This is a genomic window from Mycobacterium sp. IEC1808 (assembly GCF_002101935.1).
In the GTDB taxonomy this organism is placed as follows: Bacteria; Actinomycetota; Actinomycetes; order Mycobacteriales; family Mycobacteriaceae; genus Mycobacterium.
In genome coordinates this window covers 96081-109758 of record NZ_LQPV01000005.1, presented here as the reverse complement: position 1 = coordinate 109758, position 13678 = coordinate 96081, and the positions used below count along the sequence as shown (strand labels likewise).

Sequence of the window (13678 nt, the reverse complement as noted above, 5' to 3'; positions counted from 1 at the left end):
CGCTCAGATGTGCCGGCCGCCCGTGACTTCCATCACGGTGCCGGTCATGTACGAGGACAGATCGGAGGCCAGGAACAGGGCGACGGTCGCGACCTCGCTCGGCTCGCCGGCACGGCCCATCGGAATCTCGGCAACCTTCTCGTCCCAAATGCGTTGCGGCATAGCCTCCGTCATGGCCGAGCGAATCAGGCCGGGAGCGATCGCGTTGACCCGCACCCCGAGGTAGGCAAGCTCTTTGGCCGCGGCCTTGGTCATCCCGACGATCCCGGCCTTGGCCGCCGAATAGTTTGTCTGCCCGACCATGCCGACCTTGCCCGACACCGACGACATGTTCACGATGGCGCCGCGCTTGTTTTCGCGCATGATCGCCGCCGCCAGCCGGATGCCGTTCCACGTCCCCTTCAGGTGCACGTCGATGACCTGATCGAACTGCTCTTCGGTCATCTTGCGCATCGTCGCGTCGCGGGTGATGCCCGCGTTGTTGACCATGATGTCCAGGCCCCCGAAGCGCTCGACGGCGGTCTGAATCAGCGTCTCGACCTCGGCCGCCTGGGTCACGTCGCAGCGGACCGCCAGAGCCACCTCGTCGCCGCCCAGTTTGCCCGCCGCGGCCTGGGTGGCCTCGAGGTTGACGTCCCCGAGCACGACCCGCGCCCCCTCGGCGACGAATCTCTCCGCAATCGCGAAGCCCAGCCCTTGCGCACCACCGGTGACGACTGCAGTCTGACCGTCCAGCAACGACACGTGAATCCCGCCTTCCTCGCTTTGCTCCCGCATGGGGTACCCGTCGGTCGAATATCATATTTCATATAGGATCGCGCTCGGCGCCGGGTGCGCCGCGGCCCAGCGACAACTTCCAAAGAGGAGCGCCCGCCTATGACGACCGCCGAAGTCCAGGAAGTACCCGACGAGGACTTCCGGGAGATCCTCGCCCAGACCCGGCACTTCGTCCGCAGCGCCGTCGTCCCGCGTGAGCCGGAAATCCTGAACGACGACCGGGTGCCGGACGACCTGCGCGACCACGCCAAGAAGATGGGCCTTTTCGGCTATGCGATCCCCCAGCGGTGGGGCGGCCTGGGCCTGAACCTCGTCCAAGACGTCGAGCTGGCAATGGAATTGGGCTACACCTCACTTGCGGTGCGGTCGATGTTCGGCACCAACAACGGCATCGCGGGACAGGTTCTCGTCGGCTTCGGCACCGACGAACAGAAGCGCCGCTGGCTGGAGTCGATGGCGTCGGGCGACGTCGTCGCCTCGTTCGCGCTGACCGAGCCCGGCGCCGGCTCGAACCCGGCCGGCCTGCGGACCAAGGCCGTTCGCGACGGTGACGAGTGGGTGATCTCCGGTGACAAGCGCTTCATCACCAACGCGCCCGTCGCCAACCTGTTCGTGGTGTTCGCGCGAACCAGGCCGGCCGACGAGAAGGGCCCCGGAATCGCTGTCTTCCTGGTCCCAGCGGACGCCGCGGGCGTCCAGGTGGGAGCCAAGGACGCGAAGATGGGCCAGGAGGGCGCCTGGACCGCCGACGTCAGCTTCAGCGACGTCCGCGTCGGGGGCGACGCGCTCATCGGCGGCAGCGAGGACATCGGCTACCGGGCCGCGATGACGTCGTTGGCGCGCGGCCGCGTGCACATCGCGGCGATCGCGGTGGGCGCCGCGCAACGCGCCCTCGACGAATCGGTGGCGTATGCCGCCACGGCGACCCAGGGCGGGACGCCGATCGGGAGCTTTCAGCTTGTACAGGCGATGCTCGCCGACCAGCAGGCCGGGGTGCTGGCCGGGCGGGCGCTGGTCCGCGAGGCCGCGCGGCTGTGGGTCACCAACGAAGATCGCCGGATCGCGCCGTCGGCCGCCAAACTGTTCTGCACCGAGATGGCCGGCAAGGTGGCCGATCTCGCCGTCCAGGTCCACGGCGGCAGCGGTTATATGCACGGCGTTCCCGCCGAGCGCATCTACCGCGACGTGCGCCTGCTGCGGCTCTACGAGGGCACCAGCGAGATCCAGCGACTGATCATCGGTTCGAACCTCGTCAAGGCGGCGCAGCGATGAGCGGCCGGTTGGCGGGGCGGGTGGCCCTGATCACCGGGGCGGCGCGCGGCCAGGGTCGGGCCCACGCCGTTCGGATGGCCGGGGAGGGCGCCGACATCATCGCCGTCGACATCGCCGCCAAACTGCCGTCGTGCGTCCCCTACGATTCCGCCACGCCGGACGACCTCGCCGAAACCGTGCGCCTGGTCGAACAGACAGACCGCCGAATCTTGGCCACCACCACCGACGTTCGTGACTTCGACGAGCTTCGGCGGGTGGTCGAAGACGGTGTCGCCGCCTTCGGGCGCCTCGACATCATCGTCGCCAATGCCGGCATCTCGGCGCCGCAGGCGTGGAACGACATCACGCCCGAATCGTTCCGCGACGTCATGGAGATCAACGTGACCGGCGTCTGGAACACGGTGATGGCGGGCGCCGAGAAGATCATCGAAGGGGGCCGTGGCGGCTCGATCATCCTGATCAGTTCCGCGGCCGGGATGAAGCTGCAGCCGTTCATGGTGCACTACACCACCAGCAAGCACGCGGTCGCCGGGATGGCGCGCGCGTTCGCCGCCGAGTTGGGTAAGCATTCGATCCGGGTCAACAGCGTGCACCCGGGTCCGGTGAACACCCCGATGGGATCGGGCGACATGATCGCGGCGATGGCCAAGGCGATGGAAACCAACCCGCAGCTGGCCAACATGCTCACACCGTTCCTGCCTACCTGGGCCGCCGAGCCCGAAGAGGTCGCCGACGCCGTGTGTTGGTTGGCCAGCGACGAATCGCGTAACGTCACCGCCGCGCAGATCCCGGTCGACCAGGGTTCGACGCAATACTGACCGGCCGTCACGGGAGATAGCCGACACGGATCGGCGTTGCTAGGCGGCATGAAAGCTTTCAGCGAAACCGAACGTCAGGAGTTCCTCGCCGATACCCACGTGGGCGTCCTGTCCGTCGCCGCCGACGGCCGGCCGCCGGCCAGCGTCCCGATCTGGTACGACTACACACCCGGCGGCGACATCCGGATCATGACCGGCGCAGCGACGCGCAAGGCTCGCCTCATCGAGCGCGCGGGCGCGGTGACGCTGGTGGTTCAGCGCGAGGAGTTGCCGTACCAGTACGTGGTGGTGGAGGGCACGGTCGTCGACACCACCCGGCCCGCCCCGGCGGACGTGCAGGAAGCCATCGCCATCCGGTACCTCGGCGAGGAGGGCGCGCGCGCATTCCTCGCCAGCATGGAGGGCGTCGAGGAGGTGCTGTACACCATCCGCCCGGACCGGTGGCTGTCCGCCGACTTCACCGGCGACCTCTAAGCGCGGAAATCTACGCGCATACGCGGATGTTTTGCCGCATGCGACGAGCGCATGCTGGCTAACATGAGCGAAACCGATCCGCTGGCGGATACGCCGCCGCTGGACTGGAGCGAACTGGGCACCAGCGAAGCCATGAACGCGCCTCTGCCGACCGGCACTGTCACTCTGCTATTGGCCGACGTCCAAGGTTCGACCCAGTTGTGGGAATCCCAGCCTTCGGAGATGACCGCGGCGATCGCCAACCTGGATCGGACGCTTGCCGAATTGGTGGCGCTCCATCGCGGCGTCCGCCCCGTCGAGCAGGGTGAGGGCGACAGCTTCGTCATCGCGTTCGGCCGGGCGTCCGATGCGGTGACGTGTGCACTCGACTTGCAGCGAGCTCCGCTGGCCCCGTTGCGACTACGGATCGCTGTGCACACCGGCGAGGTGCAGCTGCGCGACGAGAACAACTATGTGGGGCCGGCCATCAACCGGACCGCGCGGCTGCGCGAACTCGCCCATGGCGGCCAGACGGTGTTGTCGGGCACCACCAGCGACCTGGTTGCCGACACGCTCCCCGCCGACGCGTGGTTGGTCGATCTGGGCACCCATCTGCTCCGCGACCTGCCTCGCCCCGAGCGCGTAGTGCAGCTGAGCCATCGCGACCTCTGCAACGAGTTTCCCCCGCTTCGCAAGCGCGAGGCTGCTGCCGCCCAACACTTTCCGGCCCAGCTCACCAGCTTCGTGGGTCGAGAGGCCGAGATGGGCGCCGTGCGCGAGATCGTTGAGCGCAACAAGTTGGTGACGTTGACCGGTGCCGGCGGGGTGGGCAAGACGCGGCTGGCGATACAGGTCGCTGCCATGGTCGCGAGCGAGTATGCCGATGGGGCGTGGTATGTCGATCTAGCTCCGCTCACCGATCCAGAACTGGTTCCCGCCACGGCCGCCCGGGCGCTCGGGCTCCCGGATGAGCCGGGGCGATCTCCGGTGAAAAGCACGCTGCAGTTCATCGGCGACCGGCAGATGCTGGTGCTGCTCGACAACTGCGAGCATCTGCTGGACGCCAGTGCCGAGCTGACCAGCGCGCTGTTGACGGCCTGTCCCCGGCTGACGGTCCTGACCACCAGTCGGGAACCGATCGGCATCAGCGGCGAGGTGACCTGGCGGGTGCCATCCCTGTCGCTCGCCGAGGACGCGGTCCGGCTGTTCGGCGACCGTGCCGCCCAGGCACGGCCCGGCTTTACCGTCGATGACAACAATGCGGCCGCCGTGCGCGAGATTTGCCATCGCCTCGACGGCATCCCGCTGGCGATCGAATTGGCGGCGGCGCGGGTAAGGGCGTTGTCGCCCAACGAGATTCTCGCCGGCCTCCAAGACCGCTTTCGGTTGCTGACCGGTGGATCGCGAACGGCGGTGCGCCGCCAGCAGACGCTGCGCGCATCGGTGGACTGGTCACATATGCTGTTGACCGAGCCCGAGCGGACCTTGTTCCGCCGACTCGGCGCCTTCATGGGCGGGTTCGACCTCGAAGCCTGCCGCCAAGTGGTCTGCGACAACGACCTAGCGCCGCATCAGGTGCTGGATGTGCTTGCACTGCTCGTTGACAAGTCGTTGGTGATCGCCGAATCCGACGGGGCGCCAACACGCTACCGGTTGCTGGAAACTATCCGTCAGTACGCGCAGGAAAAGCTCGGCGAATCCGTGGAAGCCGTAGCTGTCCGGAACCGCCACAGGGACTATTTCACCGCAATGGCGGCGGCAGTCGACGCCCCGGGAGGCGCGTGCCTGGAGCTGATGCTCGGCCGCGTCGAAACCGAAATCGACAACCTGCGAGCGGCTTTCGCGTGGAGCCGGGAGAACTCCGACATCGACAGCGCCTTACAGCTCGTTACTTCCCTGCAGCCGTATTGGCTGACGCGCGGCCGCCTCAGGGAAGGATCCGATTGGCTCGATCTCGGTCTGGCCGACGCCCAGGCCCCGGGTGCCGAAGTGGCACCCACGATGGTGGCGCGAGCCTTGGCCGACAAGGCGTTTCTCGATAACATGCGCGATGCGGAAAGCTTTGCGCGAGCGCAACGTTCACTGACCATCGCGCGTGAGTTGGACGATCCGGCGCTGCTGGCGCGCACCCTGACCACTTGCGGCCGACTCGCCGCCTGGAACGCCGAGGTGGCCCAACCATACCTATCGGAGGCGGAGAGCTTGGCCCGGGCCATGGGCGATCGGTGGAGGCTCGGGCAGCTTCTCTACAGCCAGGCGCTCACCGCCATCATCGGCTCGGGAGACCTGGACGCTGCGGTCGCAGCCGCGACGGAGGGCCGCGACCTCGCCGACGGGGTCGGCGACCACGGCTATTCACGCGGATGCCGGTGGTGTCTGGCCGGGGCGCAGTGTGTGTTGGGGGATGTCGCCGGCGCCGCGGAGCAACTTCGCGAACTGGTGACCGAAGCCGATGCGGCGCACGCCCTGATCTGGCAGGTATCTGCCCGCGAGCGCTTATGCCACGTGCTGGCCCACCTCGGGCGGGCAGACGAAGCGCGCTCTCTGGCAACGGAGGCGCTCGAAGGCGCGGCGGAGATCGGCCGGTACATGCAAGGCGTGGTGTACTCGTCGCTGGCGTTCGCGGCGCTGGCCGCGGGGGATGTGGACGCGGCCATCGATGCCAGCGAGGCGGCCCGCGAGCGGTTCGACGGCTGGCCGCTCGCGACCACCACCGCCAAGCCCTCGGCCCAGGTCGCGCTGGCGTGTGGCGATCTGCAGTCCGCGCGTCGCTTCGCGGAGGAGGACGTCGCAGGCGGGCGAGGCTGGTTCATGGTGCAGGCGCTGGCGACCCGGGCGCGCGTGGCGTTGGCGGAAAACGAGCCGGGGCAGGCAGGGCGCGACCTCCACGATGCGCTGACCGGTTCCGCCGAACTGCGGGCGCACCTATTCGTCCCCGATCTGCTGGAGTGTCTCGCCGGTTTGACCCACGACGCCGGAAGCCACCTGGAAGCAGCGCGGCTCTTTGGCGCGGCCTGCGCGGTCCGCCGACGCACCGGCGTGGTCCGCTTCCGGGTCTACGACACCGAGTACGAATCATCGGTGGCGGCGACACGTCAGGCGTTGACAGAGAACGAGTTCGATGACGCTTGGGCGGCCGGGGCCGGCCTGTCCACCGAGGAAGCCATCGCATATGCGCGCCGCGGGCGTGGCGAACGCAAACGGCCGCCCACCGGTTGGGACTCGCTGACCCCAGCCGAACGCGACGTCGTCCGTCTCGTCAGCGAGGGATTGGGCAACAAAGACATCGGTGACCGGCTGTTCATCTCGGCGCGCACCGTGCAGTCGCATCTGACCCATGTGTACGCCAAGCTAGGGCTCACGTCTCGCATGCAGTTGGCCCAGGAAGTGACCCGCCGGTCAGTGCTCGATTAGCTCCAGCGTCCCCAGCTCGCGGATCGCCCGGCACCCCCGGGTCAGCATGGCGAGCACCATGTCGTCGCCGCGCTCGGTGGCGGCGGCGAACGCGAACCCGAGCGCCGAGATCAGCGGCGCCTGCAGCACGCCGAGCCGGTAGTCGCGCCAGCACGTTTCGCGGTCGTAGCCGGTGACCCCGGAAATCGTCAGCGCTCGGTGATAGTCGGCGACGAGGTCTTCCTCGAGGCTCGCGCGCAGCTGCGGGTTCAGGCTGGTGGCGGTGAAGTAGGCGAGATCCCGGGCCGGCAGGCCGACGCCGAGGGTTTGCCAGTCGACCACGCTGACCCGCGTCCGGTCGGGATCGAACAGCATGTTGTCCAGTCGATAGTCTCCGTGCAGTAGGGAGAACCGGTCGTACTCGGCCAGTAGCCACGGCGCCACCAAACCCATTGCCGCACTGAATGTGTCCCGGTCCTCGGGGCTCATGCGGCCGCCGAGCTTCTCGAGGGTGATCTCAGCGCTCATCTTCGCGACCTCGCCCATGCCGTTGGCACCGGCCTCGTCCGGCCGCCCGAACGCGATGCCTTCGAAGCCCAGCCAGACCGGGTCGCACCAGGTGGGCGCGTGCAGGCCGGCCAGGGCGGTAACCGCAAGGCGCGCTTCGGCTTCGCCGCAGCCCGCGAGCTGGTCGCCCTGCACCGCCGGAGCCTGATCGGCGAGCAACAGCGCGAAATCCATTGCGTCCTCGGTGATCTCGCAATAGAAGCACTCCGGCGTCGGCACCTGCACCCGATCGGCCACGGATGAGTAAAACGCGCATTCGCTGCGATATCCGATGACGACCCGGTCGCGCACCGTGTCGTCCTGGGCGGGCAGCTTGATGACGAAGGTCTGCGGCAGGTCACCGGGATTCTTCGCGTAGCTGGCCGCGACCCGGTAGGTGGCGCCGGTCTGGCCGGTGCCGATGGCAACCACGTCGACGCCCGACACCGCGACGGGCGCGCGCCGTTCGCTGAGCACACCCGACAGCCATTCCGGGGTCACGTCGCCGGGGTACCGGGGAATCGAAACCACCGCATCCATGGGCAGGCCTCCAGCGCTCCGACGGTCAATTGACCGATCAACTGTAAGGCATACGGCAAGAGCCGCGGTCAACCGCCGTGATCGACCGCGATGTGCCACTCCGCGGCCTCGCGCTGCTGGCGCCAGAATTCCTCGAAACGTCCGCCCGCGGAACGCAGTTCGTCGACCGTGCCGTCCTCGATGATGCGGCCGTCGTCCACGAAGAGCACCCGGTCGGCGTGGCGAATGCTCGCCAAGCGGTGCGCGACGATCGCCCGGGTGCGCGCATGCCGATCGGCGCTGAGCGCGTCGACCACCGCGGCCTCGTTTTCGGTGTCCAGGGCGCTGGTCGCCTCGTCGACCAGCAGCAACGGCGCGTCCTTGAGCAGGGCACGCGCGATGCTCACACGCTGCCGCTCTCCGCCGGACAGCGCCGACCCGGCCTCGCCGACGACCGTGTCCGCCCCGTCGGGCAGCCGGCCGGTGAGTTCGTCGACCCGCGCCAGGGCGACTGCGCGTGCGAACTGCTCGTCTCCGGCGGCCGGGTTTCCGGCGAAGACGTTCTCGCGGATCGTGCCGTGGAACAGGTACGGATGTTGGAACACGACGCTGCTGGTCGCGCGCCGGGTCTCGGCGTCGAGGGTCGCCGCGTCGACACCGTCGATGAGCACGCGGCCCCGGGTCGGCTCGTGCAGGCCGGCGATCAGCGCCAGGATGGTGCTCTTGCCCGATCCGGACGGGCCGACGATCGCCGTCGTGGTGCCCGGCCGCAGCGAGAAGCTCAGCCCGTCGAGGGCCGGCGCGCTCGCGCCGTCATAGCGGAAGGTGACATCGTCGAACTCGATTTGCGGGGCCGCGGCGAGCCCGGGCAGCGTGGCGGCTCCGGCCTGCATGACGGGCGCGGTGAGCACGGACCGGATGCGGTCCAGGGTGGCGCGGGTGCTCTCGAGCGCGGGGGCCAGCTCGCTGATTGTGGTGAACGGCTCGAGATAGCGGGCGATCACGACGATCAGCGCGACGGCCTCCGGCACGCTCAGGGTCCCGCTCAGCGCCAGCGCCGTCGTCGTGCCCGCCAGCATGATGAGGGCCAACTGGCTGGCAATGCTGAACAGCAGCTGGCCCGGAACCTGCATGGCCAGCAGCCGCATCGTCGCCCCGCGCTGTGCGGCCAGCGCCTCGCCCACCAGGCTGCGGGCCGGCTCGGCGCGCCGCGCGGCCCGCAACGCCTGCTGGGTTCGGGCGAACTCGATGATCCGTTCGGTGAGCGCGGTGTTGGCCGCGGCGGCCGCGGCGTCGGCGCGGCGCGCCAGCCGCGCGGAGCCCCACAACGCGCCCAGCAGCAGCGGCACGCCGCCGAGCGCGGCCAGGCCCAGCTGCCAGGACACCGGCAGCAGCGCCAGCGCGATGGCCGCCGGCAGCAAGGTCGCCGTGACGAGCGGCGTCAGCAGGTTGACCACCAGGCCCACGAGTTCCGGGCCCGTCGCCCCGATGGCCTGCCGCGCGGTCGCGGTGTTTTCGGCGGTGAACCATTCCAGCCGCACTTCCGGAAGCCGGTCCGCCAGGTCGTGCTGGCTGTGGTCGAGCACCGCGAAGCCAAGATCCAGGCCGATGCGCGCGGTCGCGTTGTCGATCGCCCAGCCGGCCGCGGTCGCGGCGGTGAGCCAGCCCAGCCACACCAGCGCGCGGTGCGGTTCGCCGCCGAAGAGCGCGCCCACCAGTGGCACCAGCAGCACCGTGGCCAACGCCCGCACCACCACGGAGATCAGGGCGAGCGCGGCGTACGAAAACACCTTGGCGCGGCGCTCTTTCGGAACCAGGCCGATCCAGGTGCGGATCATCGCGCCGCCTCCCCCGCCGCGGCCGCCGGGACCGCGCTGCCGTGGCCCGTGTCCCACAGCCGGCGATAGCGTCCGTCCGCGGCGAGCAGCTGCTCATGGGTGCCGCGTTCGGCGATCCGGCCCTCATCGAGAACGACGATCTGGTCGGCGCGGGTGATGGTGTGCAGCCGGTGGGCGATCACCAGGACCGTCCGCTCCCGGGTGAGCCGGTTGAGCGCCTGCTGCACAAGGTATTCCGATTCCGGGTCGGCGAAGGCCGTGGCCTCGTCGAGGATCAGGACCGGAGTGTCGGCGAGGATGGCGCGGGCGATGGTGAGCCGTTGGCGTTCCCCGCCCGACAGCCCGCTGCCCGCACCCAGCATCGTGTCGTAGCCCTGCGGCAGTCGCATGATGCGGTCGTGGATTTGGGCCTGACGGGCCGCGGCCTCGATCTGCGCGGCGGTGGCATCGGGGACGGCCAGCGCGATGTTCTGCGCGACCGTGCCGTGCACCAGCTGGGTTTCCTGCAGCACAAAGCCGACGCGCGTGTAGAGTTCGTCGGCGCTCAGCGACCGAATGTCCTGTCCCCCAACCCGTATCGCGCCCTGCTCGACATCGTGGAATCGGGCCAGCAGCGCGGCCAGCGTCGACTTCCCCGAGCCGGAGGGGCCGACCAGCGCGGTCACGGTGCCAGGCCGCAGCGTCAGCGACACGTCTTGGATCACCGGAACGCCGGGGCGATAGCCGAAGCCGACGCGATCGAAAACCACGGTCGCCGGCGCGTCGCCTCGGGGCGCCTCCTGCCCTCGCACCTCGAGTTCGGGCTGGTCGAGCGCGTTCTGCAGCCGCCGGGCGGCCAGCATCCCTGCGCGGATGCCACCGAGCCCGTAGGCGATGCCGAGCAGGCGCGCGCCAAACGTGGTGCCCAGCAACAGGAACGGCAGCAGGTCGACCGGATCCATCCGCCCGCCCGCGATAAGCAGGGTGCCGGCCGCCGCGATGAGCCACAGGAACGTCGCGGGACGGGTGGCCAGATCCATCAGTGTCTTCTTGCCGGCGAGGGGACGCTGCCAGGCCACCAGGAACCCGACGTACTCGTCGAGGCGGCGGCGGAAGCTGGACGCCGCGGCGCCGCCGAAGACCCGAACCACCGGTTGCCCTTCGAGATACGCGCCGGCCTCCCCGCTCATCCGCTCCGCCCAGCGCTGCGATTGCGGGATGCGTGGGCCGGACTGAATTGTGATGGACGACGTCAGCACAAGATAGACCAGGACGGGAACGAACAGCACCAGCGCCACCCGCCAGTCGACGGCGAAGAGGTAGATCAGCACCGCCACCGGCGCGACGATGGCGGCGACCGCGTCCGGGATGGCGTGGGTGACCAGATAATGCAGCGCCAGTGTGTCGTCCTGCACCAGCTGCTTGATCGACCCCGATCCGCGGGCGGTGAACCAGCCCAGCGGCAACCGGGACAGCTTGGTCAACAGCCGTGAGCGCAAGTCGCCGGCGAAGCGCGCGTCGAGGACATGCAGCCACAGCGTGAGCGCGGCGCCGAGCACGGTGCCGAGCCCCAGCAGCGAAACCGCCGCGATGCCCAGGGTCCACAGCCGCTGCTCGCCGGCGCCGGATACCAGCAGCCGGGCCAACTCGACCAGGAGCACGAACGGCGCCAGTTGCACAAGTGTGATCACCGCCTGCAGCACGCCGGAGAGGATGAGCGCGGGGCGCAGCGGCGCGAGCAACCGGCCGGCGCCCTGGGCGCGCCAGCTGCCGCGGGGCGGTGGCGACGGTGTCGACCGTTCGGGTTGTGGCACTGGGGTTTCTGAGGTTTCCCGCTCGTCGCCACGGCTGGTGCCCATGGCCCGCCCGGCGCTCCAATAGGCCTGGGCGTGAATCTCGGACTTGGGAAACCCGAACTCGTCGCGCAGCCGCGTGCGGACGTGCTTGAGCGTCGTCGCCTCGGGCGTGGCCCACGCATACCAGTTCGACCAGTCCCTGCTCTCGATCGCCGCAGCCAGCGACTTTTCGTCACGGCGCGGGACCCAATGCACCCGCAGCCGTGGGTGTTTCGCGAGCGGGATCAGCGCGTCGTTGTCGTCGTGCTGCTCGAGGTACACCTCGATCGGGACATCGTCGGGGACTGTTCCGACGATCCCGTTGATCCCGGGGATCGACGCCGAATCCCCGATCAGCAGGTAGCCGGCCGGTTGCTCGTCGGGCGCGTCGAAGCGCGACGAGCCCATCAGCGACATGACCGCGATCGTCGCGCCGGGTTGCACGGTTCGCGCCCACAACGAGGCCGGGCCCGCCGGCTCGTGCAGGACGACGTCGACGGCGAAGCGGCCGACGGCGACGTCCGCCTCCGAGATCGTGTACGCGCGCTGGAACTCGGTGCTCGATCCGTCGGGGTCCGGGAACCAAAACCGCAGCCAGGCCGCGGGTTCGGCCTCCACCTCGTCGAACAGCGTGGGCGACTGCATCCGCACCCGCACGAAATGCGGCGCGATGCGGACGGTTTCGATGACCGTCGCGGTGTGGTCGCGGGCGCCGAAGCTGCGCAGCATCACCCCCTGGAATCCGCGCGCCATTTAGCGATCCGCCCCGACGACCTCTGTCTCAGCGATCAGCGGCGGCCGGCCGCCCCGACAAGACGCAACCGACTGCATTCAGCGACCCTCCGAGTAGGTAAGTAACCACAAACTAAGGGTTGCCTTACCAAAGGTCAACCTGCGGCGTGTCGGCTACGTTCCGGGCCCCGTTCGCGCGTCGAGATCGACGACACCGTGGGCTCTGCTCGAACCTTTTCGCGGTGGCGTGGATCTGGGCAAGCCTGGGTCGAGGTGCCGGCTACGCCGCCTGCCCGGACCCGCGCAACTCGCGCAGGGCGGTGCGCAGGCCGCGCCGTTTGCCCGTCTGCGGATCGACGAAGCTTTCCCGCAGCCCCTCGCGGACGCGGAACTTCAGCTCCGAGCGCGTCTCGCGTGCGTCGTCGGGCGTCGCCTGCAGAAGTTTGTCGGGTAGGGCGAGCTTGAGGATCGTCCAGAACGTCTGCAGGTATTGGCGGCCAAGGGATCCCGTGGTGTAGGGCAGGTCGTATTTGTCGCACAACTCGCGCACCCGCACGGCGATCTCCGCATAGCGGTTGCTGGGCAGATCCGGAAACAGATGGTGCTCGATCTGATAGCACAGGTTGCCACTAATGAAGGCCATCAGCGGGCCGGCGTTGAAGTTCGCCGATCCCAGCATCTGGCGCAGGTACCACTCGCCCTGGGTTTCGTTCTCGAACTCGTCGACGGTGAATTTCTCCGCGCCGTCGGGGAAGTGCCCACAGAAGATGACCATGTAGGCCCAGATATTGCGGATCAGATTGGCGGTCATGTTGGCCTTGATGGTGCGCTTCCAGTTGCGCCCGGTCAGCGCGGGAAAGATCAGGTAGTCCTTGCCCTCCTGCCGGACCAGTTTCTTCATGATCACCCGCATATCCTTGGCCGCCTCGGCCCAGCTCTTCTCCTTCTTGCGCAGCTTCGCGGTCTCGATGTGGTGCAATGCGACGCCGTACTGGAAGAACGTGCCCAGCAGCATGTTGTAGATCGGGTTGCCGAGCATCCAGGGTTCCCACGGCTCGTCGCGGGTGACGCGCATAATGCCGTAGCCGACATCGGCGTCGAGGCCGACGACGTTGGTGTACTTGTGGTGGACGAAGTTGTGGGAACGCTTCCACTGGACGCTCGGGCAGGTGGTGTCCCACTCCCACTCCGTCGAGTGGATCTCCGGATCGTTCATCCAGTCCCACTGGCCGTGGATGATGTTGTGGCCCAACTCCATGTTCTCGATGATCTTGGCCATGGCGAGCATGGCGGTACCGCTGAGCCAGGCGAGCTTGTTGTGGCTGGCGAACAACACGATTCGACCGCCGGCGGCCAACACCCGCTGCAACTGAATTGACCGGCGGATGTAGCGGGCGTCGCGCTCACCGCGGGACTCCTCGATGTCGGCGCGGATGGCGTCCAGCTCCTGCGCGAGCTGGTCGACGTCCTCGGTGGTGAGGTGCGCGTATTCCTTGATGTCGGTGATTGCCATGAG

The 13678-nt window shown here is 68.6% G+C and carries 9 protein-coding genes; 4 read left to right on the top strand and 5 right to left on the bottom strand.

Annotated features, from left to right (window positions below; translation table 11 throughout):
• Nucleotides 1–3 precede the first annotated feature (3 nt).
• Entirely contained in the window at nucleotides 4–777 is a 774-nt protein-coding gene (gene fabG, locus AWB92_RS01710) for a 3-oxoacyl-ACP reductase FabG (protein ID WP_085183785.1), read from the bottom strand.
• 99 nt (nucleotides 778–876) lie between these two features.
• Here fabG and AWB92_RS01705 point away from each other — a divergent pair, with 99 nt between their 5' ends.
• From AWB92_RS01705 to AWB92_RS01690, 4 genes are read left to right on the top strand one after another with little or no spacing between them, the layout of a single operon-like run.
• Nucleotides 877–2049 carry an acyl-CoA dehydrogenase family protein gene (locus tag AWB92_RS01705; protein WP_085183784.1) on the top strand — a complete coding sequence of 391 codons (1173 nt, stop codon included), beginning with the start codon at nucleotides 877–879 and terminating at the stop codon, nucleotides 2047–2049.
• Nucleotides 2046–2867, top strand: coding sequence for a mycofactocin-coupled SDR family oxidoreductase (locus tag AWB92_RS01700; RefSeq protein WP_085183783.1), 822 nt, complete (start codon nucleotides 2046–2048; stop codon nucleotides 2865–2867). The genes AWB92_RS01705 and AWB92_RS01700 overlap by 4 nt, the downstream gene beginning before the upstream one ends.
• Nucleotides 2868–2915: 48 nt before the next feature.
• Nucleotides 2916–3341: a pyridoxamine 5'-phosphate oxidase family protein gene (locus AWB92_RS01695; RefSeq protein ID WP_085183782.1), complete on the top strand. Its 426-nt coding sequence runs from the start codon at nucleotides 2916–2918 to the stop codon at nucleotides 3339–3341.
• A 51-nt stretch (nucleotides 3342–3392) separates the two neighbouring features.
• Nucleotides 3393–6734 (top strand): LuxR family transcriptional regulator, encoded by a 3342-nt coding sequence (locus tag AWB92_RS01690; protein WP_173817324.1) that lies wholly within the window; start codon nucleotides 3393–3395, stop codon nucleotides 6732–6734.
• On the opposite strand, the gene AWB92_RS01685 is transcribed toward AWB92_RS01690, so the two are convergent.
• The 4 genes from AWB92_RS01685 to AWB92_RS01670 all read right to left on the bottom strand — a co-directional run bounded on the left by AWB92_RS01685 (nucleotide 6720) and on the right by AWB92_RS01670 (nucleotide 13675).
• Nucleotides 6720–7799: a phosphotransferase gene (locus tag AWB92_RS01685; RefSeq protein ID WP_085183781.1), complete on the bottom strand. Its 1080-nt coding sequence runs from the start codon at nucleotides 7797–7799 to the stop codon at nucleotides 6720–6722. The genes AWB92_RS01690 and AWB92_RS01685 overlap by 15 nt on opposite strands.
• 68 nt (nucleotides 7800–7867) lie before the next feature.
• A complete protein-coding gene (locus tag AWB92_RS01680) occupies nucleotides 7868–9616 on the bottom strand; it encodes an ABC transporter ATP-binding protein (RefSeq protein ID WP_085184054.1) in 1749 nt (582 codons plus the stop codon).
• Nucleotides 9613–12183, bottom strand: coding sequence for an ABC transporter ATP-binding protein/permease (locus AWB92_RS01675; RefSeq protein WP_085183780.1), 2571 nt, complete (start codon nucleotides 12181–12183; stop codon nucleotides 9613–9615). Before AWB92_RS01675 ends, AWB92_RS01680 begins: the two co-directional genes overlap by 4 nt.
• A 259-nt stretch (nucleotides 12184–12442) precedes the next feature.
• Complete coding sequence (locus AWB92_RS01670; protein ID WP_085183779.1) at nucleotides 12443–13675, bottom strand: fatty acid desaturase; 1233 nt, start codon at nucleotides 13673–13675, stop codon at nucleotides 12443–12445.
• Nucleotides 13676–13678 lie beyond the last annotated feature (3 nt).

Coding starts and splice junctions, on each gene's coding strand:
- AWB92_RS01695 (WP_085183782.1), top strand. CDS start 2,916: ATGAAAGCTTTCAGCGAAACCGAACGTCAGGAGTTCCTCGCCGATACC.
- AWB92_RS01680 (WP_085184054.1), bottom strand. CDS start 9,616: ATGATCCGCACCTGGATCGGCCTGGTTCCGAAAGAGCGCCGCGCCAAG.
- AWB92_RS01700 (WP_085183783.1), top strand. CDS start 2,046: ATGAGCGGCCGGTTGGCGGGGCGGGTGGCCCTGATCACCGGGGCGGCG.
- fabG (WP_085183785.1), bottom strand. CDS start 777: ATGCGGGAGCAAAGCGAGGAAGGCGGGATTCACGTGTCGTTGCTGGAC.
- AWB92_RS01705 (WP_085183784.1), top strand. CDS start 877: ATGACGACCGCCGAAGTCCAGGAAGTACCCGACGAGGACTTCCGGGAG.
- AWB92_RS01675 (WP_085183780.1), bottom strand. CDS start 12,183: ATGGCGCGCGGATTCCAGGGGGTGATGCTGCGCAGCTTCGGCGCCCGC.
- AWB92_RS01690 (WP_173817324.1), top strand. CDS start 3,393: ATGCTGGCTAACATGAGCGAAACCGATCCGCTGGCGGATACGCCGCCG.
- AWB92_RS01685 (WP_085183781.1), bottom strand. CDS start 7,799: ATGGATGCGGTGGTTTCGATTCCCCGGTACCCCGGCGACGTGACCCCG.
- AWB92_RS01670 (WP_085183779.1), bottom strand. CDS start 13,675: ATGGCAATCACCGACATCAAGGAATACGCGCACCTCACCACCGAGGAC.